The sequence below is a fragment of the Danxiaibacter flavus genome, from assembly GCF_041060425.1.
Lineage (GTDB): Bacteria > Bacteroidota > Bacteroidia > Chitinophagales > Chitinophagaceae > Danxiaibacter > Danxiaibacter flavus.
In genome coordinates, this window is the sequence record NZ_JAULBC010000006.1 from 37,105 (window position 1) to 60,799 (window position 23,695).

The 23,695-nt window shown below is 41.1% G+C and carries 14 protein-coding genes; 10 read left to right on the forward strand and 4 right to left on the reverse strand.

Going from position 1 to position 23,695, the window contains the following annotated elements; translation table 11 throughout:
* The first annotated feature begins 1 nt into the window (after position 1).
* The 3 genes from QTN47_RS17435 to QTN47_RS17445 all read left to right on the forward strand — a co-directional run bounded on the left by QTN47_RS17435 (position 2) and on the right by QTN47_RS17445 (position 3,697).
* Complete coding sequence (locus QTN47_RS17435; RefSeq protein ID WP_369330688.1) at positions 2–1,384, forward strand: glucuronyl esterase domain-containing protein; 1,383 nt, start codon at positions 2–4, stop codon at positions 1,382–1,384.
* Between the two features lie 502 nt (positions 1,385–1,886).
* Positions 1,887–2,975 carry an endo-1,4-beta-xylanase gene (locus QTN47_RS17440; RefSeq protein ID WP_369330689.1) on the forward strand — a complete coding sequence of 363 codons (1,089 nt, stop codon included), beginning with the start codon at positions 1,887–1,889 and terminating at the stop codon, positions 2,973–2,975.
* 224 nt (positions 2,976–3,199) lie between these two features.
* Positions 3,200–3,697, forward strand: a complete 498-nt coding sequence (locus QTN47_RS17445) for a hypothetical protein (protein ID WP_369330690.1) — start codon at positions 3,200–3,202, stop codon at positions 3,695–3,697.
* Positions 3,698–3,875: 178 nt separating this feature from the next.
* Here the strand turns inward: QTN47_RS17445 and QTN47_RS17450 are convergent, their stop codons facing one another.
* Both QTN47_RS17450 and QTN47_RS17455 read right to left on the reverse strand, forming a co-directional pair.
* Entirely contained in the window at positions 3,876–4,121 is a 246-nt protein-coding gene (locus tag QTN47_RS17450; protein WP_369330691.1) for a hypothetical protein, read from the reverse strand.
* A gap of 427 nt (positions 4,122–4,548) precedes the next feature.
* Positions 4,549–7,344, reverse strand: coding sequence for a hybrid sensor histidine kinase/response regulator transcription factor (locus QTN47_RS17455; protein ID WP_369330692.1), 2,796 nt, complete (start codon positions 7,342–7,344; stop codon positions 4,549–4,551).
* Between the two features lie 265 nt (positions 7,345–7,609).
* On the opposite strand from QTN47_RS17455, the gene QTN47_RS17460 reads away from it, so the two are divergent.
* From QTN47_RS17460 to QTN47_RS17485, 6 genes are all read left to right on the forward strand, one after another.
* On the forward strand, positions 7,610–8,410 hold the full coding sequence (locus tag QTN47_RS17460; protein ID WP_369330693.1) for a Cof-type HAD-IIB family hydrolase: 801 nt from the start codon (positions 7,610–7,612) through the stop codon (positions 8,408–8,410).
* A gap of 298 nt (positions 8,411–8,708) precedes the next feature.
* A complete protein-coding gene (locus tag QTN47_RS17465) occupies positions 8,709–10,046 on the forward strand; it encodes a sugar porter family MFS transporter (protein WP_369330694.1) in 1,338 nt (445 codons plus the stop codon).
* Between the two features lie 85 nt (positions 10,047–10,131).
* On the forward strand, positions 10,132–11,028 hold the full coding sequence (locus QTN47_RS17470; RefSeq protein WP_369330695.1) for a carbohydrate kinase family protein: 897 nt from the start codon (positions 10,132–10,134) through the stop codon (positions 11,026–11,028).
* A 26-nt stretch (positions 11,029–11,054) separates the two neighbouring features.
* Entirely contained in the window at positions 11,055–14,282 is a 3,228-nt protein-coding gene (locus QTN47_RS17475; protein WP_369330696.1) for a SusC/RagA family TonB-linked outer membrane protein, read from the forward strand.
* Positions 14,283–14,298: 16 nt separating this feature from the next.
* Complete coding sequence (locus QTN47_RS17480) at positions 14,299–16,056, forward strand: RagB/SusD family nutrient uptake outer membrane protein (protein WP_369330697.1); 1,758 nt, start codon at positions 14,299–14,301, stop codon at positions 16,054–16,056.
* A 502-nt stretch (positions 16,057–16,558) separates the two neighbouring features.
* On the forward strand, positions 16,559–19,804 hold the full coding sequence (locus QTN47_RS17485) for a VCBS repeat-containing protein (protein WP_369330698.1): 3,246 nt from the start codon (positions 16,559–16,561) through the stop codon (positions 19,802–19,804).
* Between the two features lie 42 nt (positions 19,805–19,846).
* Here the strand turns inward: QTN47_RS17485 and QTN47_RS17490 are convergent, their stop codons facing one another.
* Entirely contained in the window at positions 19,847–19,975 is a 129-nt protein-coding gene (locus QTN47_RS17490; RefSeq protein WP_369330699.1) for a hypothetical protein, read from the reverse strand.
* 118 nt (positions 19,976–20,093) lie between these two features.
* Here QTN47_RS17490 and QTN47_RS17495 point away from each other — a divergent pair, with 118 nt between their 5' ends.
* Complete coding sequence (locus QTN47_RS17495) at positions 20,094–21,617, forward strand: glycoside hydrolase family 32 protein (RefSeq protein ID WP_369330700.1); 1,524 nt, start codon at positions 20,094–20,096, stop codon at positions 21,615–21,617.
* Between the two features lie 205 nt (positions 21,618–21,822).
* On the opposite strand, the gene QTN47_RS17500 is transcribed toward QTN47_RS17495, so the two are convergent.
* Entirely contained in the window at positions 21,823–22,989 is a 1,167-nt protein-coding gene (locus QTN47_RS17500) for a LacI family DNA-binding transcriptional regulator (RefSeq protein WP_369330701.1), read from the reverse strand.
* Between the last annotated feature and the right edge of the window lie 706 nt (positions 22,990–23,695).

Genomic DNA, 23,695 nt, shown 5'->3' on the forward strand with positions numbered 1-23,695 from the left:
CATGAAAAAAGTTGCAGGCTTTTTTCTTTTTCAATGCATGACCCTGTGTACGTTGCATGCACAAAACAATGTTGCGGATAGTCTGAAGCGCGACAGCATCTGGCGCGCCAATATGAAAGCGATTCAACAGGAGTCGCAGGCCGATCATAAAAAAATGCTTGAATTGTTGCATATCGATTCATTGAGGCCCGGCCCTTCCGGTGATCCAGAAGCGCCAAATGCGGCTAATGTTGATGAGTCAAAAGCAACTACATATACATCGCTGCCTGATCCTCTTGTGCTAAAGAATGGTGAAAAAGTGACCGATGCTAAAACATGGTGGGAGAAACGCAGACCAGAAATTGTGGAAGATTTTGATCGCGAGGTGTATGGCCGTGTTCCGCAGGAGGTCCCCAAAGTTACTTGGGAAGTAAAAAGCGTGACTAGCGAGGCCGTTGGGGATATTCCTGTTGTTACAAAAAAATTGGTTGGTCATGTAGACAACAGTGCCTATCCATCGATTAATGTTGATATAGACCTGACATTAACAACGCCTGCAAATGTGACGACGCCGGTGCCTGTAATCGTTGAGTTTGGATTTATATTTCCTCCCGGCTTCAGAATGCCTGCATCTCCACCGGGTGCGCCAAAAGAACTTTCGTGGCAGCAGCAGGTGCTTGCAAAAGGATACGGTTATGCAATCCTTATTCCGACCAGTTTTCAGGCTGATAACGGTGCTGGCTTGACGAAAGGAATTATCGGTCTGGTCAACAAAGGACAATCACGTAAGCCCGATGACTGGGGAACATTACGCGCCTGGGCCTGGGGAGCCAGCAGGGCGATCGACTACTTTGAAACAGACAAGGCTGTTGATGCTAAAAGAATTGCTATCGAAGGATTGTCCCGCTACGGTAAGGCTGCCATCGTTGCCATGGCCTATGAACCGCGCATTGCGATAGGTTTTATCGGTTCATCAGGAGCAGGTGGAGCAAAGATCCTGCGCAGGACATTTGGCGAGCAGGTGGAAAACCTGGCGAGTTCAGCCGAGTATCACTGGTTTGCAGGGAATTTTATTAAATATGCCGGTCCGCTGACGCCCAATGATCTTCCTGTTGATGCGCATGAGCTGGTTGCTTTGTGTGCACCACGTCCCATATTTATAAGTGTTGGCTCGCCTAAAGTTGAGGGAAACTGGATTGATGGCAAAGGCCTTTTTCTTGGTGGATTGTATGCAGGTCCGGTTTATAAATTACTCGGTAAAAAGGATCTCGGTACTGATACAATGCCTCCTATTGAAACCGGTTTGACAGACGGTGATATTGCATTCCGCCAACATGCCGGCGGCCATACAACGGGGCCTAACTGGCCGACATTTTTGAGTTTTGCGGAGAGGTATTGGAAGTGAGGGGTGAGGAATTGAAAATTGAAAGTGGAAAATTGAAAATGAACAAGGGCGACAGGTAGAAGGTTTCAGGTATGAGGTCTAAGATATTAGGAACGTGGAATAAGCTACCAGGAATGAAACGCGACTTGAACTGCAAGCCATGAGGCCTGAGTGTGCAAGTCCTGATACTCCATCAACTTTGCGTGTGAAGTAAAGAAAAAAGAGGGAAAAGATAACAACAAGACAAACGATATTTTTCTTCCGGCAATAGAAGGGGATTAATGATTGCAACCTTTGGGAAAAACTGTGTAGAATATGTACGTGTAAGCCGGATCAGTGCTGCACTTTGGAGAGGCGTGGGCCGGCAAAACGGCCGGAGGCATCGTGTTTGCCTTGAGTTTTTGGTTCTTTTGGGTTAAGCCAAAAGAACAAGCAAAGAGAACGGCTGTTTCGATGCCGGGTTTTATCTCATGTATCGGTTGCGAATAACTATTGCAATGCTACTAAACATCAAACTTGTTATATGAAACAAATAACAATTCTGCTAACACTTTTACAATGTGCATTTGCACTTCATGCGCAAGATATATCAAAGCATATTGATAGTACAAAAGGATTGAAAGACTATTATAAGAACTACTTTTCAATTGGAGTAGCAGTGTCTCCGGCAGCGCTAAAGCGTGATGATGAAGTAGCGTTGATATTGAAAAACTTCAACAGCATCACGCCTGAAAATGCCATGAAGATGGGACCGATCCATCCCAGGCCAAATGAATATAATTGGAAAGATGCAGACTCTATTGTTGCTTTCGCACAGCGTCATAATCTAAAAGTACGCGGCCACAACTTGTGCTGGCATGAGCAAACTCCATCGTGGTTCTTTACAGATTCTTCTGGCAAATTGGTCAGCAAGGAGGTATTGTTACAGCGGTTAAAGGAACATATTACAACTGTAGTCAATCGCTATAAAGGAAAGATCTATGCGTGGGACGTGGTGAATGAGGCCGTTGATGATGATGCTTCAAAGTTTATCCGCAACAGCCTGTTTCAACAGATCTGCGGAGATGAATACATTGCGAAGGCCTTCGAATATGCACATGCCGCAGATCCTGATGCCATATTGTTCTATAATGACTACAACACAGAACGTCGTGAAAAAGCAGATCGTGTATATAAGCTGTTGAAGCAACTGAAAGATAACGGAGTGCCCATACATGCAGTAGGATTACAGGCGCATTGGAGCATCTTTGAACCTTCCCGCGAAGATCTTGAGTATGCCATACAAAGATTTTCTTCACTTGGATTGCAATTGCAGTTTACAGAGTTGGATATGTCGGTGTACAAATGGGAAAAGAACCGGAGGAGTAAGCTGCCATCTGATGATGATGCTTATACTGCGGAAAAAGAGCAACAACAAGCTGCTCAATATAAAATGGTATTCGATACTTTTCGCAAGTACAGACAGTTTATTACGGGAGTAACATTCTGGAATATATCTGACAAACATACATGGCTGGATACTTATCCTGTACCCGGACGGAAAAATTATCCGCTGCTTTTTGATGTAAATCTGCAACCCAAAAAAGCTTACTACAAGGTTGTGAATTTTTAAAGAACCTAAAAGATAGTTAGCAGGGAATTAATATTGCAATTACGTTCCCTGGTGGATTGTTTTAAAATCTATTAACAAGCGTATTAGAATTCGTCGCTATAAAATAAACAAAATATCATCTTCTGTTAAGAAAAATGAAAGCCACAAAGCTTTAACACTTATGCTTTAAACGTCTTTTTCTAAAATGTATCTGTAGTTCTTTCTTTATACAAAACACAATAATTATGAAAAAGATCGTCATTGCAACATTTGCAGTTGTATTGTTTTCAGCAAGTGCAAAAGCTTCCGGAAAAAGTCACAAATTATTTGTCCCTTCAGTAATAGAATCGTCTTTTGATATCAATTTTCCTGGCGCGTCGAATCCTGCGTGGAGCCTGGATGAACAATTTATGAAAGCCACTTTCATCCAGAATAGCGTTACCGAAAATGCCTATTTCTCTTCAGATGGTGATTTAGTCGCGACAACAAAAGCAGCTTCATTTTCTGAGTTACCTGAAAAAGCGCAGCAACGCATCAACGCTAAATACAAGGATTATAAAGTTGAAGAAACTATACAGTTTGTCGATAACGATCCCGAAACAGAATCAAACATTTATTCAATACCCGATACGGAGATCAATTATTTTGTATCACTAACAAATGGAAAGGAAAATGTGATCCTTGACGTAAATAAAAATGGAGATGTCGCTTTTTATGAACAAAGACCTGAAATCAAACACTAGAGCGGATATATTAAACCATATAAGGCATATAAGCGATCATTGGCGATAAAGCTTAAAGCCCAAAGCCTAAAGCTCAAAGCTGACGGGAGCGAAGTTTTTTAAACCATTTAAGAAATAAAAGAGCAAATACGAGTTTTTGCCCAGGATAATAGTAGCACTTAAACGACAATATATTTACTTAGCCAGCCCGGACCTTCACCATTGACCATTCACTATTCACTATTTGCATAGAAGGTATATAAGAAAATAGTAGAAATGAAATATTGCCTTTGTGATCCTGGAACATGCATGTAACTGAGTTATTAGAGAGGCCGTGTTCTATCCCCGGATAAGAGATCGGAGTCGCTGAAAAGGCGCGAAGTGTAAATGCATGCAGCAGGCAAATAATGCTATTAGCCGGCGGAAGTGTTTTTCTGGGATACACAATCAGTTAGCGGTTTAATAAAATAAGCCAGGTGGGTGGCCTGGCCTTTATGCAAACGAATGCATCAGATACTAAATATACAATTTTTGAAAAACAGAAGACTACGAACCAGGTGGTAAAAAGAACGGCGGCAAGAAAAAAGCAGTCTGCGGCAAGTAGGAGAATTGTTACCTGGTTTTGAATAGATCAATGTCGTATTATTGAAAAGGAGTTGTTTTTTACCACAGAGGACATGGAGTTTTTTCACAGAGTGCACTGTTTAGGAAATTTCTTAAAACCTGGTATAACCCCTCAGTTAAACATAGTGCTTGTACCGAACAATGCGACTGTTGCATCTTTCACTATTTACGATCTGCTCATGCAATATGTAATTGTCCCACCAAATTGTACGCTGTTGCATCTTTCACTATTGACCATTCACCATTCACTATTTCGTCACATTATTCTTCTCCCTAAACTCACTGGGTGTCACATTAAACTTCGATTTAAATACTGTTGAAAAATAAGCAAGCGATGAAAAGCCAACCTTGTAGGCAATTTCCGATATGGTAAACTCTTCTTGCTGTAGCAGGTATTTGGCTTTTTGCATGCGTTTGTTAAGCACATATTCATTAGCGTTTACATTGAGCAGCGCTTTAACTTTCCGGTACAATTGCATACGTGATAACCCCATGTGTTTGCAGATCTCTTCAACACTAAAGTTTTCATTGGCAATGTTGCTTTCAATCAGTGCATTGAATTCTGCGATAAATTTTTTATCTATTTTATTAAGTGTTTGGATTTTTAATTCGGAAGGAATTTCGCCGGAATAGTGCTCCCGTAGAATTGAACGGTTCTTTAAAAGGCTCCTGATATTTTCCTCCAGAAATTTCTGATTGAAAGGTTTTGTGATGTATGAGTCTGCGAGATGCCGCATGCCCTCAATCTGCGCTTCTACTGAAGTTTTTGCAGTCAGCAGTATTACAGGAATATGTGAGGTGCGGATATCGGATTTAAGTACATTGGTTAATTCAAAGCCGTCTCTGCCGGGGATCATTACATCGCAAATAATCAGATCCGGAACGGCATCAAATGCCTGTTGCAAAGCATCGGTTCCATTGTCCGCTTCCAGTATCTCATAATATTTACCCAGCCGGTTCTTCAGGTAGTTTTTTAAATCCTTATAGTCTTCGATAATAAGGATGGAATACTCATTAGGAACCGCAGTGTCTGGCGTTTCTTCCGTGGTCGGCTGCGGCAATAATTCAGAAGTATAGATCTTTTCATCTTCATGCAAAACGATGTTGGCAATTTCCTTATTGATGATCTCGCTTTTTTCAAGATGGCTATCTCCTAAAGGAAGCGTAATAATGAACTTTGTTCCTTTCCATTTTTCACTCTGAACTTCTATGGTGCCTTTATGCAGCAGTATGAGTTCTTTTGAAAGGGCAAGCCCGAGGCCGGAACCTTTATAGTTCTCATATTCGCCCTGGTAGAATAATTCAAACGCATGTTGAATCCCTGTTTCACTCATGCCCACGCCATTGTCTTCAACAGTTATGCGTACATTCTTTCCTTCCTCATCTTTGGATATAGAGACATATATATAACCGTTGTCGTTGGTAAATTTAAATGCGTTAGACAGCAGGTTGAACAGAACTTTGTCAAGCATTGTTTCATCAAACCAAACATTCAGGCAGGGGATATTTGTTACAAAACGCAGATCAATATTTCTTTTTTTTGCAAACTCCTTGTAGGCTTCGATAATCTGATTCAGGAATAAAACGATATCATTTTCGGAGAACCGTAATTTCAGTTTATCAATCTCAATCTTTCTAAAGTCCATCAACTGATTTATAAGGCGCAGTAACATGATCGTGTTCTTATGCATCAGTAAAAGACTGCGTCCGGCATTTCGATATACTGTTTCATTTTGCAACAGTTCTTCTAACGGACCAAGGATTAATGTAAGCGGTGTTCTTAATTCATGCGAGATCTTCGTAAAGAATTTTATTTTAGCATCGTTGGCTTCATTTGCCTTTTTACTTAGTTCTATCAACTGGTTACGCTGATTAATGATCTCTTCATTTTGTATGGCAAGTCGCTTGTTAATTTTCTTATTTTCCAAAAGATAATAGAATAATATCGATCCAAAAATCAGGGCCAGGGCCAAAGAAACCGAAATAGCATAAATAATGTTCGATTGATTTTGCGTAATGATCTCTTCTTCCTGTATCTTCTTTTGCCTTCGGTCAATATCGCTTTGCTGTGCCAGTATTTTCTCATTTTGCATTTTCACAATACGTACATTCGAAGAATCGATAACTGTACTGGCAAGTGGATTTTCCTTTCTGTATGTTTTGTTTTCAAGAATATTTACGGCAGTTAAAATTGCTTCCTCGCCGCCGCTGGGATACAATATCGTAGCTTTTAATGCGCCTTTTTCAACAAGGTCAATGCCGCCGTTTATTCCCGGAAGTCCGTCGACACCGATAATCGAAATCTTTTTATCAAGTCCTTTTGATTCACTCACCCTATAGGCTGAAAGCGCCAGCCGGTCGTTCTGACAAAATATTAATTGAATGTCGGGATTGGTTTGCAGGAATTGCATAAGGTTGTCGCCAGATGGGTTTTCATCGCCGGGAAAGTATATCCTGGCTTTGTAATTTATTCCGGGATACTTCTTAATAAAATCAACAAAGCCATTGTGTCTGTCAATATCCGCCGATGAACCCGGTATGTCTGATACTTCCAGCACGTTGCCCTTTCCTTTTAAAATAGAATTTGCAAAAGCTCCGGCGCTTAAGCCTACGTCATAATTTCGCGCACCCACATAAGCTGTATACTTATCAGATGATGTTCGCCTGTCCACAATTATCACCCGTATTCCCCTGGCGAAAGCCTTTTCTACAATAGGGGTGATGGGTTCAGCTTTGTTGGGAGATACAATTAGCAGGTTAATATTTTCATCTATCAGTTCCTGTATCTGTTCAATTTGTTTTTCCGTGCTTCCATTAGCATCTTTAAATATAAAGTTGATCTCCGGGTGAAATGAGAGCTCTCGTTGCATCCCCTCCAGCATGGTTTGCCTCCATTTGTTTACCATTGTACATTGAGAGAAACCAACGAGATACTTCTTTTGATCTGATTTGCTGTTGCAGGCCAGTATAAAAATGCCCAGGGTTGTGAAAAAGATCTTTTTTTGAAGCAAGATTAAATTCAAAATGGACATGAAAACTTTCATCAGGCAATCTTCGTTTAAATTAAAACTTGATTAAAATTATCGTTGTGTTTTTATGAAAATTTCAGGTTGTGGCTAACAAGCCTGTTGGTGTGGAGTATGACAAGCAATGGCAATAAAATCCGTTACATCTTAATATCGGCTCCAGGAAAATTCCGGGCAAGCATTCAAAAGATTCCAGCCTAAGTAATTTAAGCTTTTTATTTTGTTTCATGAAAAGTAAACCGGGTAATGCGTTTTTATAAAATAATTACTTTAAGTTGTTTACATGAAATATCGCGCAATATTTATTGACGTTGACGGAACGCTTTTAACAGATAAGCTGGAAATATCCCGTGCCACGAGGGAAGCAATAGGATGGATTCATCGGATGGGTGTGTTGGTTGTTATCGTTACCGCAAGATCGCCCGGTGCATCTTTATTTCTGTATGATGAACTGGGCATTTCCAATAATCCTATAGTTTGTTTTAATGGTGCCTTAATCGTTCGTGAGAATACAATATTGCATGATCAGCAGGTCGAAACGTCAGACCTGAAAAATATCGTTCATTTGTTGAATGACTTTGACATAAACATAAGCGTCTATAAGCATCACGACTGGTTTGCGGAGAAAATAGACAAATGGATTGAACAGGAAAGTGCAATCACGCATTCCGTCATCAACAGAATTGATTTTGCCGAACTTCTTGAAAATGAGTTTTGCGCAAACAAGCTGCTTTGCATGGGAGAACCGGAAGAGATTGATCGTGCTGAAAAATATTTAAAGCATTCGGGCTTTGAACATCTTAATATTCATAAGTCTAAAACTACGTACCTGGAGATTACGAATCTCAATGCGTCAAAAAAGCAAGGTGTCCAAAAATTGTTGGATGTTTATGAGTTTAATCCGCAACAAATAATCGCAATCGGTGACAATTTCAATGATATAGATATGCTTCAATTCTCCGGGACAAGTGTAGTGATGGGAAATGCGCCGGAAGAAGTAAAGCAGGTAGCTACGTTTGTGACTGACACAAATAATAATGATGGTATAGCAAAGGCATTAGAACGGCTCTTCGGTGATAAGTAACCGGAAAATTAATAATGGATCAATTCCAAGAAGCTTATATATGCCGCTGATGTGCGAGTAATGATTCGCTCCCTTTAAAGCAGTTTTCGAGTCAGGTATTTTGAAAAAATATTAAAACTCCCCGTTACAATTTTGTAAATCATTCGAGTTCGGTGATGGCTTTTTCAACTTTAAAATTCTGATTTTCAAAGCACTATTTTTTTCTTACTCACTTTTACAATTTTTAAAAGATTTGATACAATAACTAAAAGAATTTTTTTTCTGGCGGGCTACTTTGTAAGCACTAACGCTCTTGCTTATGAATAAGAAAAAAGTTCTTTTGTGGAGTATTGTTGTTGCGTTGGGTGGCTTTCTTTTTGGATTTGATACTGCGGTAATTTCCGGCGCGGAAGAATCTATTCAGCAATACTGGCATCTCTCAGCCTTTGAACATGGCTTCACTGTATCGATTGCATTGATCGGCACAATTATAGGAGCGCTAACTGGCAGCATCCCGTCTGACAGGCTGGGCAGAAAAAAGACACTCGTCTTTATTGCCATTACCTATCTCATTGCTTCAGTAGGTTCGGCAATATCCACTAACTGGTATGCATTCCTTGTGTTCAGATTTATTGGTGGCCTGGGGGTTGGTGCTTCATCAGTTACGGCGCCGGTATATATATCAGAAATATCACCGCCGGCATACAGAGGCCGGTTGGTAATGATGTTTCAGTTTAACGTGGTCTTCGGGATTCTTATCTCATATTTCTCGAATTATTTAATTGGGCAGTTAGTTGGTGGAGAATCATCCTGGCGGTTAATGCTGGGGATTCAGGCCGTACCCTCTTTTCTTTTTTTAGTCCTGCTGCGTTTTGTTCCCGAAACACCGAGATGGCTTATCCTGAAAAAAAATAAGCTGGATGCAGCGAGAGCTGTTCTTAAGATTATCAATGCCGATGAATATGAAAGCGAGTTACAGGCTATAGTTGAGAATAATAAGGAGGAACATGCAACTACATCTTCTGATTCACTGCTGTCAAAAAAATACCGCTTTCCGGTTTTTCTGGCGGTTTGTTTTGCCATGTTTAACCAGGTGTCCGGCATCAATGCCATTATTTATTATGCACCGAGAATTTTTGAGATGACCGGTTTGGGCAGGCAATCTTCTTTGTTGTCCACGGCTGGTATAGGAATCGTCAACTTCACCTTTACACTTATCGCCATCAACTTCATTGATAAAATAGGAAGACGAACATTAATGCTGATTGGTTCTCTTGGGTTGATTGTAACGCTTGGTATGGTGTCACTCACATTTTACAGGCAGGATTTTAGCGGCTTCGGGATCATCGTATACCTGATGGTCTACATCGCCTTTTTTGCCTTTTCTCAAGGTGCGGTAATATGGGTGTTTATATCAGAAATATTTCCAAATAATGTAAGAGCAAAAGGGCAGACATTGGGCAGCTTTACCCATTGGTTTATGGCTGCTGTTATCGCTTTCTCCTTTCCAGTTCTTGCAGAAAAATTAGGAGGGGGAAATACCTTTCTTTTCTTCAGTGTTATGATGGTTTTGCAATTGCTTTTTGTATGGAAGATCATGCCTGAAACAAAAGGTAAATCGCTCGAGCAGATTGAAAGGACATTGGTGTTGCATTGATAAGATAGAGGTTATTTGGAGCGACAATTGAAATTTCAATATCCCGTGTCTGGTATTCGGATTGTGATTGAATAAACGTTCGTGTATGTCCGGCAATACTTACCAGGTAATATGCTTTGGTGAAATTCTTTGGAATGTTCTGCCTCAAAGGGCTGTGCCGTGCGGAGCGCCAATGAATGTTGCTTATCATTTGAATAAGCTTGGTAAAAGCCCTGCGCTGATTACTCGTGTAGGCTTTGATGATAAAGGTAAAGAGCTGATCAATTTGTTATCTGGCTGCGGTATTTCAACAGATTTTTTCCAGGTAGATTATCATACCCAAACAGGTGTTGTGCATACACGAATAAAGAAGGACGATGAAATGGTGTACGATATAGTAAAGCCTGCAGCCTGGGATTACATTCAATGGGAAGATGACTTTGAATCCCTGCTTCAAAATGCGTCCTACTTCGTATTCGGAAGTCTTGTTGCAAGAAATGCGCAGTCAAAAAATATCCTTTTTCAGTGTATGGAAATAGCCAAAATAAAAGTGTTTGATATTAATATCCGGTCGCCATTTTTTCATCAGCAGCTAATAGAAGAGCTTTTGGGAAAAACTGATGTTCTTAAAATGAACATCGCAGAGCTGCATCTCGTTTCAGGCTGGTACAACGATTATAAAAATGATCTGGAAAGGGTCAAGTCATTGAGAGAACGATTTAATATAAAGAGCATCATCGTTACCAAAGGGAATGATGGTGCATTATTCAATTTGGATGAAACATTTTATAGTCACCCAGGCTATACAGTTAAAGTTGCCGGTACATCAGGTAGTGGAGATGCATTTCTCGCCGCAATTATTTCGAAGCTTATTGACCGGGCACCACCTGTGGAAGCGCTTGATTTTGCAAGCAGGTTAGGCGCTTATGTGGCATCCAGGAAAGAAGCTTGTCCGGATTACACACTAAGTGTTCTTGACCGGATACATATTCTGCAGAATTAAAACATTAACGATTAAACCAAAAAATTATGAGAATATTCCTGACAATTTTTATAACATTCCTTGTTGCAGCAAGCTTTGCACAGCAAAAAAAAGTAACAGGTGTGGTGACCAGTAAAACGGCCAATACACCGTTGTCGGGCGTGGCCATTCAATCAAAAGTGGCCCATGCCTTTACTGATAGCAGTGGCAGGTTTTCTATTCTGGCCAATGAAGGTGACGAGCTCATGTTCACTTATGTAGGCATGAAAGCGCAGTCCGTAAAAGTATCCGGTTCATCTCCTTTATCTGTGCAGCTTGAAGACATAAATGCCGATCTTGTACAGGTTGTAGTTACAGGTTATAAGGCCGAAAGAAAGGTGGACCTAACAGGTGCTGTGTCAGTTGTAAACCTCAATACAGTAAAAAATTCACCTACAACAAGTCCTATGCTAGCCCTGCAGGGACAAGTGCCTGGTCTGTATGTTCAAACAGACGGATCACCCACAGGGGGCAATGGTAATCCGCCGACCATTCTTGTGCGTGGCGTAAACACGCTCGGCAATACCAATCCGTTGTATATTATAGATGGCGTGCCTACTACACGTTACGAGGATTTTGCCAATTTAAATACCAATGCCATTTCTTCCATACAGGTCTTAAAAGATGCATCGGCTTCATCTATCTACGGTTCAAGAGCATCCAATGGTGTAATTATCGTAACAACAAAGGCTAACGGTACCGGCGATAAGATGCACATTACATTAAACACCAGTTACACAAGGCAATCTGAAAAACCGTGGCAGGAAAAAGTACTGAGCTCCTACGACAGAGGAGCGGCACTATGGCGTGCTGCGGTTAACGACAGCACGGATCCCAATGGATTAGTAAACCAGATATACCGTTACGAGTGGAATGGAGACTATACAAATCCTGTGTTGAGCAAAGTGTTGATAGCACCATTTGTTGGTGCAACAAATAACAATCAACCTAACTACGATCCCTTTGTGGGACCTTATTCTGCGACAGATAGTCTTATGCCTGTAGCAAGCACCAACTGGCAGGATGCGCTGTTTAAACCAGCAAACGTGGTATCTACAGATCTGGCAATATCTTCAGGCAATGCGCGGAGTGGCTTCCTGATGGATGTGGGTTTTTACAACAACGACGGGCTTATCGAATTCACGAAATACCGACGGTATAACGCGAGGATTAATGCGCATACGTCGGCGTTCAATGATAGATTGAAGATCGGGGAAAACTTCCAGGTATCGAGAACGTCACAAGTGAATTCAACAACAGATGTTGGCGGCGCAGCTACACCCGGGCTGGCTCTCACGTTAGCGCCAACAATTCCTTTGTATAAAACAGATGGTACTTATGGTGGCCCGAGAGGTGCGGGTTATTCTGATAGGAACAATCCTGTCGATATGCAATATCTGAACAGGTTTAACGATAGAAATCAGTTGATAACATTAGGTAACGTTTATCTTGATCTTGAAATTATAAAACATCTTGTTTTTCACACCAGCTTTGGTTTTGAGTACTCAGATATATTGGCTAAAAACGCCGCGCTGATAGGTGATGAGGGCCCGGTAAGATCTTTTAATAGTTATGGTATCCAGGAAACAAAGGAATTTAGTTTCACCTGGACCAACACACTTAACTATAATCTGGAGTTTGGAAAAAGCAGGTTGAATTTGTTGGTGGGAACCGAAGCCATAAAAGATGACTATTCAACTTATGGTGCAAACACAACCAACTTTGCATTGCAGGAACAAAGTTATCTGCAGCTAAGCGCAGGCGTGGGTGCACAAACAAATAATGGTTCTGCAACAGGTTATAGATTGCTTTCTCAATTTGGAAAAGTGTTCTATGGGTACGAGGATAAATATCTTGCTTCATTTACCATCAGGCGCGATGGATCTTCCCGTTTTGGAACCAATAATCCTTATGGTGTATTTCCTGCATTTACATTGGGTTGGAGAATTAATAATGAAGATTTCTTTAATGCTAAAAAGCTCGTGTCAAATCTTAAACTACGTGCAGGTATAGGTACGGTGGGTAACCAGGAAATTGGTAATCTTTCATCATTCACCATACTGCAAGCCAACTATGGTACAGCCAGCCCGGCTTTTCCGCAATGGTTGAATACAGGTAGCGCTTATGATTTGTTTGGTGTAAACACCGGATCTCTTCCTTCAGGATTTGTGCAGGTGCAAAGGGGTAACCCTAACCTGAAATGGGAATCGACAACTGAAACAAATGTGGGTGTGGACTTTGGTTTCCTTAATGAAACAATTACCGGTTCATTCGATTATTTCAGCAGAAAGACCAGTGATATATTGATTCAGCCACCTGTAGCCGCTGCACTCGGTGAAGGGCAACAACAATATGTAAATGGCGCCAACGTGAGCAATAAAGGATGGGAAGCAGTGCTCAGCTATAATCACAGAACTTCCGGTGGTTTTAGTTATACTATAACAGGTAATGCAAGCCATTGGGCTGATAAGGTTACCAGTATTCCGGATAATGTACGACCTGCGTATCCTGGTGATGCAAATCACTCAATCGTAGGACATTCACGTTTCTCCATTTTTGGCTACAAGACAGCAGGTCTCTTCCAGACTTCAAAGGAGGCGCAGGATGCACCCACACAACCCGGAGTGCTGGATGGTGCGCTTAAAGGAGCCGGACGAATACGATATGAAGATCTTGCAGGAGTTGATGCCAACGGCAACTTAACCGGACCTGACGGAAAGATAGACGCCAATGACCAGACATGGTTGGGCACAACATTGCCCAAGGTTGAGTTTGGTCTGCGGTTAGATCTCAGCTATAAGAGTTTTGATCTGTCTGTATTCGGATCAGGTGTGGCAGGTAAGACCAGCTTTGACCCTACCAAGTTTTTTAATTCGTTTGCTAACGTGAGGAACAATTTTGGACCGGGCACCTTAAGTGCATGGAATCCGCAAAACACAGGCTCAAGCATTCCTGCATTAAGTGTTTTAAACCACAATGGTGAAGACAGAACTTCCGATTTCTATTATGTGAACTCATCTTATTTTAAACTTCGCAATGTTACGCTAGGATATAATTTCTCCAGAGGTATCGCCAATAGTATAAAGATGGAGTCCCTGAGGATATACATAGCAGGTCAGAACCTGTTTGCCATCAAGTCTAAAGACTTTACATCAAAGGATCCTGAAAGGGCCACAACCTTCGATACATGGCCGGTGCCAACCTCATTTACATTTGGATTGAACGCAAACTTTTAATTCAAAAAAATCAGTTATGAAATATAATAGCATAAAAATTTTTCTGGTTGCGATGTTGCTCTTTTCGATGAGTTGTAAGAAATTTTTGGATTACAAACCGCAGGGAGCATTGTCTGCATCAGATTTAACCACGCCAACTGCTGCAGATGGATTGGCTACGGCAGCCTATGCCGGAATAGCCAATGACTGGTGGGATGCGCCTGTTACAAGCATGTGGGAATACAGTAGTATTCGCTCTGATGATGCTTATAAAGGTGGCGGTGATATCAGTGATCAGCAGCAAATGGATAAATACGAACAGTTTTATTTAGTGAATGCATCTAACAATGGTGCCGGTGATTTTGGTTTTCCCGGTACATGGATCAGAGCTTATGCTGCCATCAGCAGAATGAACAATGCATTGAGAGCATTGAATAATCTTACCGATGCAGCGTTTCCAAAAAGAACAGTGCGCATTGGAGAAATGCATTTTCTGCGAGGACATATGTTTTTCTTGTTGAAAGTGATGTTCAGGAATATTCCATGGTTTGATGAAACGTTTTCTAATGACCAGATCCTGAAGGTCTCCAACAACATGTCAAACGATTCGCTTTGGGAACATATTGCTGCTGACTTTCAGACCGCCATTAACGATCTGCCTTTGACGCAGCCAGGCGAGCCGGGACGTGCAAACCAGCTATCAGCAAAAGCATACCTGGCTAAAGTCAGGCTGTACCAGGCTTACACACAGGATGACAACTACAATGTGACAGGCATAGATCAGGCAAAAATGCAACAGGTAATAACATTAACCAATGATGTTATTAGCTCGGGCATCTATTCACTGAATAGTGATTTTGCTTTTAATTTTTTAGATGGTCATGATAATAGTCCCGAATCAGTTTTCGCAATTCAGTATTCCATTAACGATGGAACGGCTATCGGTGGACGATTAAGTATGTCGACAAGCCTCAACTATTTTGCCGGTGCGCCCCAGTATGGATGTTGTGCATTTCATGTGCCGTCGCAGAACCTGGTGAACGCATTCAGGACAGATGCAAATGGACTTCCCATGTTCGATCATTTTAACGATGTTGCTTTGACTGATGCTGATCTAACGACCAATGGCGTTCGGATGGATCCGAGAGTGGACCATACAATCGGCATTCAGGGGCATCCATTCAAATACAACGCCGCAATACCATATGATCATAGTTGGGAACGATTGGCTGGTGTATATGGTGGATTCGGTACAATGAAGGAATTACAACTGGCTTCCTGCCCGTGTTTCAAAAAGCTTGGCCCATTCTATGGCACATCTGTGAACATGGATGTGATACGTTATGACGACGTGTTGTTGATGAATGCAGAAGCGCAGATTCAATCAGCCGGCGGTAATCTGAATACTGCATTGGCAGAGATAAATCTGGTAAGGGCAAGAGCTGCGCAAAGCACAAACCTGGTGAAGAAGAGTGATGGAACTTTCCCCTCCAACTATAAAATTGATGTATATAAGCCTGGTGTAAATATTCCTGCGTGGGATAAGGCTACTGCATTTAAGGCCTTGCAGTGGGAACGGAGAATGGAGTTTGCGATGGAAAGCCCAAGGTTCTTTGATCTCGTGCGCTGGGGAATTGCCGCGGAAACGCTCAATGCATTCTTTGCGATTGAAAAAACAAGACACTCATTTTTAAGCAGTGCGCATTTTACAAAGAACATGCATGAGTATTTCCCAATACCACAGGAACAAATAACATTCACAAACGGCCTGTATAAACAAAATAAGGGATACTAGGAATAATTAAACCATATAAGGCATATAAGGGATATAAGTTTAGTGAAACAGCTTGCATGTTCTTATATGCCTTCTATACAACTGGTGAATAGTCAATAGTCAATGGTGAAAGTCCGGTCTGGCTAAGTAAATGTAAAGTCATTTAAGTGCAATTATTATCGCAGGCAAAATTCTTATGTGCTCTTATATGCCTTATATGGTTTAAAAAACTTCGCTTCGGTCAGTTTTAGGCTTTAGGCTTTAAGCTTTATCAGTTGTTTACAAAGAAACGTTGGCGCCGCCACCTCCTTACCTATATGGTTCAAAAAATTTCGCTCCGGTCAGCTTTATGCTTTATGCTTTGAGCTTTGGGCTTTAAGCTGAAAAAAATACTATGTTTCAAGAAAAAGTTCCTCCTGGCATCAAATTTTTTTGTAAATTTTTAGACGTTTGATTATTGATATGCTGAATATTTAAAGTTTTAAGTATGCCTGTCCGGAAACTAAATATTTATATCCTGCTAATGTCAATCCTGCTTGCTTCCTGCCATAGTTCAGACAAACTGTTTACAAGTTTATCCTCATCCAAAACAAATATTGAATTTGCCAACAACCTTCAGGATAAAAGTTTTTTCGGTATCCTCAATTACATCTACTACTATAACGGAGGGGGTGTAGCTGTTGGAGATATAAATAATGATGGTTTGCCGGATATCTATTTTACTGCGAACAGCAAAGGCAACAACAAGCTATACCTGAATAAAGGCGATTTTGTTTTTGAAGATATTACAGAAAAAGCAGGAGTTGCAGGCACTGCAGATTGGTGCACCGGTGTTACCATGGCTGATGTGAATGGTGACGGTTTTCTGGATATTTATGTTTGTGCAGTCGCTACAATACATGGCTTCAAAGGTCGCAATCAATTATTTGTCAATAACGGAAAAGGTGGCTTTACAGAAGCAGCAACAGAATATGGGCTTGATTTTTCAGGCACATCAACCCAGGCTGTTTTTTTTGATTATGATCATGATGGAGATCTGGATTGTTATTTGCTCAATCAGTCGGAACATCCAAATCAGAATATCGTTGATACAAGTAGCCGGCGAAAGGTTGATGCTATTGCAGGTGACAGGTTATACCGGAACGATCTGGTAAATGGAAAAAGAAAATTTACGGATGTTTCAGCACAGGCTGGGATTTATCAAAGTAATTTGGGTTACGGACTTGGTATTGCCGTTGCCGACTTTAATAATGATGGCTGGGATGATATTTACGTTGGTAACGACTTTCATGAAAACGATTATTACTATGTCAACAACGGAGACGGGACTTTTTCCGAAAGTGGGGCAAAACACTTCAGGCATTACAGTAGATACAGTATGGGTAATGATGCGGCTGATTACAATAACGACGGACAAATAGATATTTTCACAGCCGATATGCTTCCATCTGATGAAAAAGTTCTAAAGACTTATGGAAACGGTGAACATTTGGATATCTACAACCAAAAGATCACGCACAATGGTTATCAAAATCAGTATTCAAAAAATTGCCTTCAAAGAAATAACGGAGATGGTGTAAGCTTCAGCGACGTTGGACTAATAAATGGCGTTTCAGCGACAGATTGGAGTTGGAGTGCTTTGTTCGCGGATTTTGACAATGATGGGAAGAAGGATCTGTTTATTTCGAGTGGTATTGTAAAGCGGCCCCTTGATCTGGATTTTATCATGTTTATGTCCAACACAAATCCGCGTGATGTCAACAGCAATGAAAAGTATGCAGAGCTTATTCAGAAAATGCCCGACGGTGCATCTCATCCATATTTGTACAAAGGCGACGGTAACTACAAGTTTAATGATGTAAGTGAAAATTGGGGAACTGGTAACATGAGCGGTTATTTTAACGGAGCAGCTTATGCGGATTTAAATAACGATGGGAGAGAAGATCTTGTAATTAATTGCATAAATGCGCCAGCCGTTATTCTAAAGAATAATTCTATTCCTGAAAGTTATTTGTCAATAGTATTTAAAGGCGGTGGCATGAATACTTCGGGCATTGGTGCTAAGGCTTATGTTTTTGCAAATGGAAAAATGCAGTATCAGCAACTGATGCTCACAAGGGGCTTCATGTCATCCTCTGAGCCAAAGCTTCATTTTGGTCTTGACAGCGCTTCTAAAATAGATAGCTTATTGATTGTGTGGCCCGATCAAAAGTATCAAATACTTAAAGATGTTGGGGTGAACAGACAATTGTCAGTGAAGCAAAGTGACGCTACGCAGCAATTTAGCTACCACACTTTTTTTCCTGGATCGCTACAGTCATTTGAAGATATAACAAAGCCGGTAAATGTTAACTGGAAGCATATTGAAGATAATTTTACTGATTTTAATACGCAATATCTAATCCCGCACATGCAGTCTACCAGAGGGCCAAAGCTGGCTGTAGCCGATGTTAACAAGGATGGCCTGGATGATTTTTTTGTGTGCGGGGCAAAAGGACAGCCCGGTTGTTTGATGATCCAGGCGAAGGATGGAAAATTTATCAATACAGATTCAGCGCTTTTTGCTAAAAACAAAGCCAGCGAAGATGTTGATGCCGTTTTTTTTGATGCCAACAATGATGGCTTTCCCGATCTGTATGTTGTGACAGGTGGTAATGAATATGAAGATGGCAATGCTAACCTGGCCGATCATCTCTACTACAATGATTTGCATGGCGGTTTTACAGAAGCTGTGAATGCACTGCCTCCTATACTTTCCAATAAATCGTGTATTGCTGTTGCAGATGTAAATAAGGATGGAAAACCGGATGTTTTTATAGGAGGGCTGGCCGATGCAAAGAAATATGGATACGCGCAGTCGTCTTATTTGCTAATGAATGATGTTAAGGCTCCCGGAACTTTTAAGAAGGCAGATGAATCGATGCTGGCTTTAAAAGATATCGGGATAGTGACCTGCGCAACATTTACAGACATAAACAATGATGGATGGCCCGATTTGATAGTTAGTGGGGAATGGATGCCAATGAAAATATTTATCAACAACAAGGGCGTTTTCAAAGCAGCGGATATTCCTCAATCCACCGGCTTGTGGCAGTCGGTGTTTGCCACGGATATAAATAGTGACGGATTTACGGATATACTTGCAGGTAACTGGGGGCATAATTCAAAACTATACGCCGGAAAGGCAGGACCGTTAAAACTGTATGTAAAAGATTTTGATCAGAATGGTTCTGTAGATCAGGTTATGACTTACAATATAGCAGGGCGGGAATATCCGTTCCTGGCAAAAGATCAGTTGGAACTGGATATGCCTGTGCTCAAGAAAAGACATTTATTATATGGGGAAGTGGCTGGCAAGTCTGCGCAGTTTATGTTGGGTGATATGATGGATGATGCAAAAGAATTAACCGCCGAAACGCTTGGCTCGGCCTGCTTTCTTAATGATGGTAAAGGCAATTTCAGGAAGACAGATCTTCCGGAAGAATTGCAACTGGCACCGCTTTTTGCTTTCGCCCGCGTTGATAGTAGCGCATGGTTTACAGCTGGTAATTTTTACGGTGTGTTACCATATGAAGGGCGGTATGATGCTATGTTGCCTGCAGTTTTTTCTTATGACAAAGTGCATCAGCAGTATGATGTAATATCGGTTTTCCCGGCCATCAGCGGTGAAGTGCGCGATGCTAAATGGTTGAAGTACGGAAATGAGAAATTACTGGTTGTTGCGAGAAATAATGATTCGTTGATTTTTCTTCGGCCTTTAAAGAAATAAGATTTTCGCTGACTTGTAGTGCTGTTTACTTAATGTAAATGCCTACTGCCCTGTGGCTGATTTCAATTCGTTGCCGTCTGCTTCAGCTGACGGATAGTAGTCATTCGTTTTTCCTGGCTTTAGCCCAAAAAACTGGAATGTGTAGCTAAAGCCATAATCAGAAATGCTCATTTTCGTAAGTTAAAGCACAACGTCATTTAGTTAAGAAAATTCATAGCTCCAGTGGAGCCTCCTGTTTGCTGAACGAACTTAAAATATTATTTAATTCTATTAACCAATATACCATCATATGAATAAGCTATTATCAAGCATAATACTCTGCCTTTTAGCTTCAACACTATTGGCACAAAGCGACCCGCAGGAAACTCCTCAATGGCGGCCGGTATATCATTTTACACCCGAAAAAAATTGGACAAATGATCCCAATGGCCTGATATACTTAAACGGCATATACCATTTGTATAATCAACAAAATCCTTTTGAAAACAAATGGGGGCATATGAGCTGGGGGCATGCTACCAGCCAGGACCTTATTCATTGGACGCATCATCCAATAGCCATTCCGGAGAAAATAGATAAGGATACAACCTGGATATTTTCCGGTTGTGCTGTTTGGGATAAAAACAATACAAGCGGTTTTTGCAATAACGGAGGTTGCATTGTTGCCGTGTATACTGCTGATCAACCTAATTTGAAGAAGGAGTCGCAATTCATTGCTTATAGTAATGATAGGGGAATGACATACACCAATTATGAAAGGAATCCTGTGATCGATTTGCAAAAAAGAGATTTTCGCGATCCAAATGTAATATGGCTTGCAAAAGAAAATAAATGGCTAATGACGGTCGCGTTGCCGCACGAACATAAAGTGCGATTTTACAATTCATCGAACCTGAAAGACTGGATGTTGCAGGGCGAATTTGGAGAAGAGGGAGATACACGAAGAATATGGGAATGTCCTTCTTTAACGCCGCTGCCCGTTGATGGGAATACTGCTAACACAAAATGGTTGCTGATGGTATCTTCCGGCAACCAGGATGCACAGACCGGAATGCAATATTTTATTGGTGATTTTGATGGAAGAAACTTTACAAACAACTATGCCGCCGATAATAAAATGTTTGTGGATGACGGAAGTATCTATTATGCTGCCATACCCTGGAACAACCTTCCGGATGATAAAAAGATTATGATCGGTTGGCTCGTTCCGACAAAAACAGAAACATATCCATGGCGTGGCCAGATGTCGATTCCGCGCGATTTGATGTTGAAGACAACAAAAAACGGTGTGCGTTTATTTCAACCACCCTCAGCAGTTGTAAAAACTGTGGTAGAAAAATTGCCAGCAGCCAAAACAATGGCAAAGAAAAATCTTGTCATTGATAATAAGGAAATGGTGCTGAATACAGAAAGCACGTTTAATGCAAATGTAAATTGGATTGAGGCCGATTTTGCAATTGGCTCAGCCACCGATTTTGGATTTAAGCTCGCACAACAAAAAGATAACAACGGAAAGGTTGTTGACGAGACAATAGTTAACTATAATACTAAGACAAGCGAGTTGAGTATAAGTCACAGTTTCAATGGCAGTGTTACTGAGCCCGTGTATACAACCACGGTTAATCCAATGGGGGATACGTTGAAATTAGAAGTGTTGTTGGATAAATCTTCACTGGAAGTGTTTGCAAACAAGGGAGAAAAGGTGATTACAACGCTCATATTTCCTGATAAAAATGCAACACAATTTTCAGCCTTCGCAAAAGATGGAAAGGTTACGGTGGAATCTTTGAAAGTATGGGATTTAGGTAATTGACAGTTGAAAATTGATAATTGAAAATGGAGGAGAGGTATATCATTTCGATGATATTTCTCTGTGCAACTCTGAGTTTTCTCCTGTATTCCTCTGTGTAATTGTCCTTATTTTTTAGCGAACCACGTTACAGTGATCACAGGAACCTACGTTTTGTTTCATTTTCAATTATCAACTTTCAATTTTCAATTAAATGAACTATTTAAGCTTATTTTTTTCTTACAGATGACTGTCTCTCTATTAAATTTGTTTTTAGCGATTTTGTAACCGGCTTAAAACCGTCAATTCCTTTTTTTATATTATCGAGAAGAAGGCGCATGGCTGTCCTTCCTATATCAGCCACCGGCTGTTCCACCGTTGTTAGCGCGGGATCGATCACGGCAGAGATAGGGTCATTGCTGAATCCCACCACACCAAGCTTCTCCGGAATTTTAATACCCATGTTTTTCGCGACAAGCATTAATTGAATAGCCGCCGGATCATTCACACAGAAAACAGCATCAGGTCTGTTCTTCAGGTTCAATAACTTTTCAGCACAGGCATGTGCCGCATCTTTAGAAAGGTCGCAATGTGTTATCAGTTCATCTTTTATTTTCAGTTTGTGTTTTTTTAGTGCATCCTTATAGCCATTTAACCTGTTGTGGCTAATGCGAAGGATGGATGGACCTCCAATATGTGCAATGTTTTTATAGCCGTTCTTTATCAGGTGTTCAACGGCCATAAAGGCACCATTGTAATCATCTACAAGCACACGCGGCGTATTCATTTCTTCACATACCCTGTTAAAAAACACAACTGGAATTCCATGGCGTTCAAATGTTCTGAAGTGCTCAAAGTTTTTGGTGTCTTTGGTCATTGAAATTAAAACGCCTTCCACGCGGTTGGAAAGTAAAACCTGCGCATTTGCAACTTCTGTTTTGAACGTTTCTTGTGATTGACAAATAATAACATTATAACCAGCCTTTGCCGCGACTTCCTGCGCGCCCATTATAATCGTTGGAAAAAAATAGGTAAGAAATTCCGGTACAATAATACCAATCGTATTGCTCTTGCTTTTTACAAGACTTTGTGCAAGTTGGTTGGGCTGGTAATCCAGTTGTCTTGCTTTCTTCAATACAGCTTCCCTTGTTTGCGGATTTATATCGCTGTGTTCCCGCAGTGCCCTGGATACCGTTGATTTTGAAATATTCAAAGCCTTAGCAATGTCAACAATTGTCGCCATATGCTTTTTGCCTGTTTCCGCAACAACTTTTTTATCTGCATCCGGCAAAGTGAAATACGTTTTGCAATCTTTACAATAATAGCGTTGCTTGCCTCTTAAAATACCTGCCCTCGTTATAGCATGTACCTGGTTACATTTAACACAACGGATCATCTCTTTAAATCATTTATTTTTTTTCATTGGGTATAAGCATCTGCCTTCACAACATAGCAATTTATTGACAACTTAACATCTTAATGTCATTTTCCAGATCTCTTTTACATCGCACCTCTAACATCCTGCTTAACCGCCGCATGTCGCACCTAACATATTTCATACTTAAAGGCATTTCGTGACGCGTACATCGTACACCGTACATCTAACATCTTACATGGCCGCGCCTGTTTCACCTAACATACTTCGTACCTCGTACTTCGTACTTTTTTGCATTCTTTGATGAGTACACTCTGCATCGTACACCATAAATCTAACTTCACCTTGCATACCCGCCGCCTGTTTCACCTAACGTACTTCGTACCCGTCCGAACGCACATTCGGCGCGGGCGGGCTTCGTAATTCGTACTTCATTACATTCCTTGATGAGTACATTCTACCTCGTACACCGTACCCGCCCGAACGTGCCGTCGGTACGGGCTGGCATCTGACATCGTACATCTAACATCTGACATCTGACATCGTACCTCGCATACCATCAGCCTGTTTCACCTAACGTACTTCGTACCCGTCCGAACGCACATTCGGCGCGGGCGGGCTTCGTAATTCGTACTTCATTACATTCCTTGATGAGTACACTCTACATCGTACACCGTACCCGCCCGAACGTGTCGTCGGTACGGGCTGGCATCTAACATCGTACATC

Bases quoted from the DNA above. Each gene is read 5' to 3' on its own strand.
- QTN47_RS17470 (WP_369330695.1), top strand. From the start codon at position 10,132: ATGTCCGGCAATACTTACCAGGTAATATGCTTTGGTGAAATTCTTTGG.
- QTN47_RS17460 (WP_369330693.1), top strand. From the start codon at position 7,610: ATGAAATATCGCGCAATATTTATTGACGTTGACGGAACGCTTTTAACA.
- QTN47_RS17485 (WP_369330698.1), top strand. From the start codon at position 16,559: ATGTCAATCCTGCTTGCTTCCTGCCATAGTTCAGACAAACTGTTTACA.
- QTN47_RS17455 (WP_369330692.1), bottom strand. From the start codon at position 7,344: ATGAAAGTTTTCATGTCCATTTTGAATTTAATCTTGCTTCAAAAAAAG.
- QTN47_RS17500 (WP_369330701.1), bottom strand. From the start codon at position 22,989: ATGATCCGTTGTGTTAAATGTAACCAGGTACATGCTATAACGAGGGCA.
- QTN47_RS17445 (WP_369330690.1), top strand. From the start codon at position 3,200: ATGAAAAAGATCGTCATTGCAACATTTGCAGTTGTATTGTTTTCAGCA.
- QTN47_RS17480 (WP_369330697.1), top strand. From the start codon at position 14,299: ATGAAATATAATAGCATAAAAATTTTTCTGGTTGCGATGTTGCTCTTT.
- QTN47_RS17440 (WP_369330689.1), top strand. From the start codon at position 1,887: ATGAAACAAATAACAATTCTGCTAACACTTTTACAATGTGCATTTGCA.
- QTN47_RS17435 (WP_369330688.1), top strand. From the start codon at position 2: ATGAAAAAAGTTGCAGGCTTTTTTCTTTTTCAATGCATGACCCTGTGT.
- QTN47_RS17465 (WP_369330694.1), top strand. From the start codon at position 8,709: ATGAATAAGAAAAAAGTTCTTTTGTGGAGTATTGTTGTTGCGTTGGGT.
- QTN47_RS17475 (WP_369330696.1), top strand. From the start codon at position 11,055: ATGAGAATATTCCTGACAATTTTTATAACATTCCTTGTTGCAGCAAGC.
- QTN47_RS17490 (WP_369330699.1), bottom strand. From the start codon at position 19,975: ATGAGCATTTCTGATTATGGCTTTAGCTACACATTCCAGTTTTTTGGG.
- QTN47_RS17495 (WP_369330700.1), top strand. From the start codon at position 20,094: ATGAATAAGCTATTATCAAGCATAATACTCTGCCTTTTAGCTTCAACA.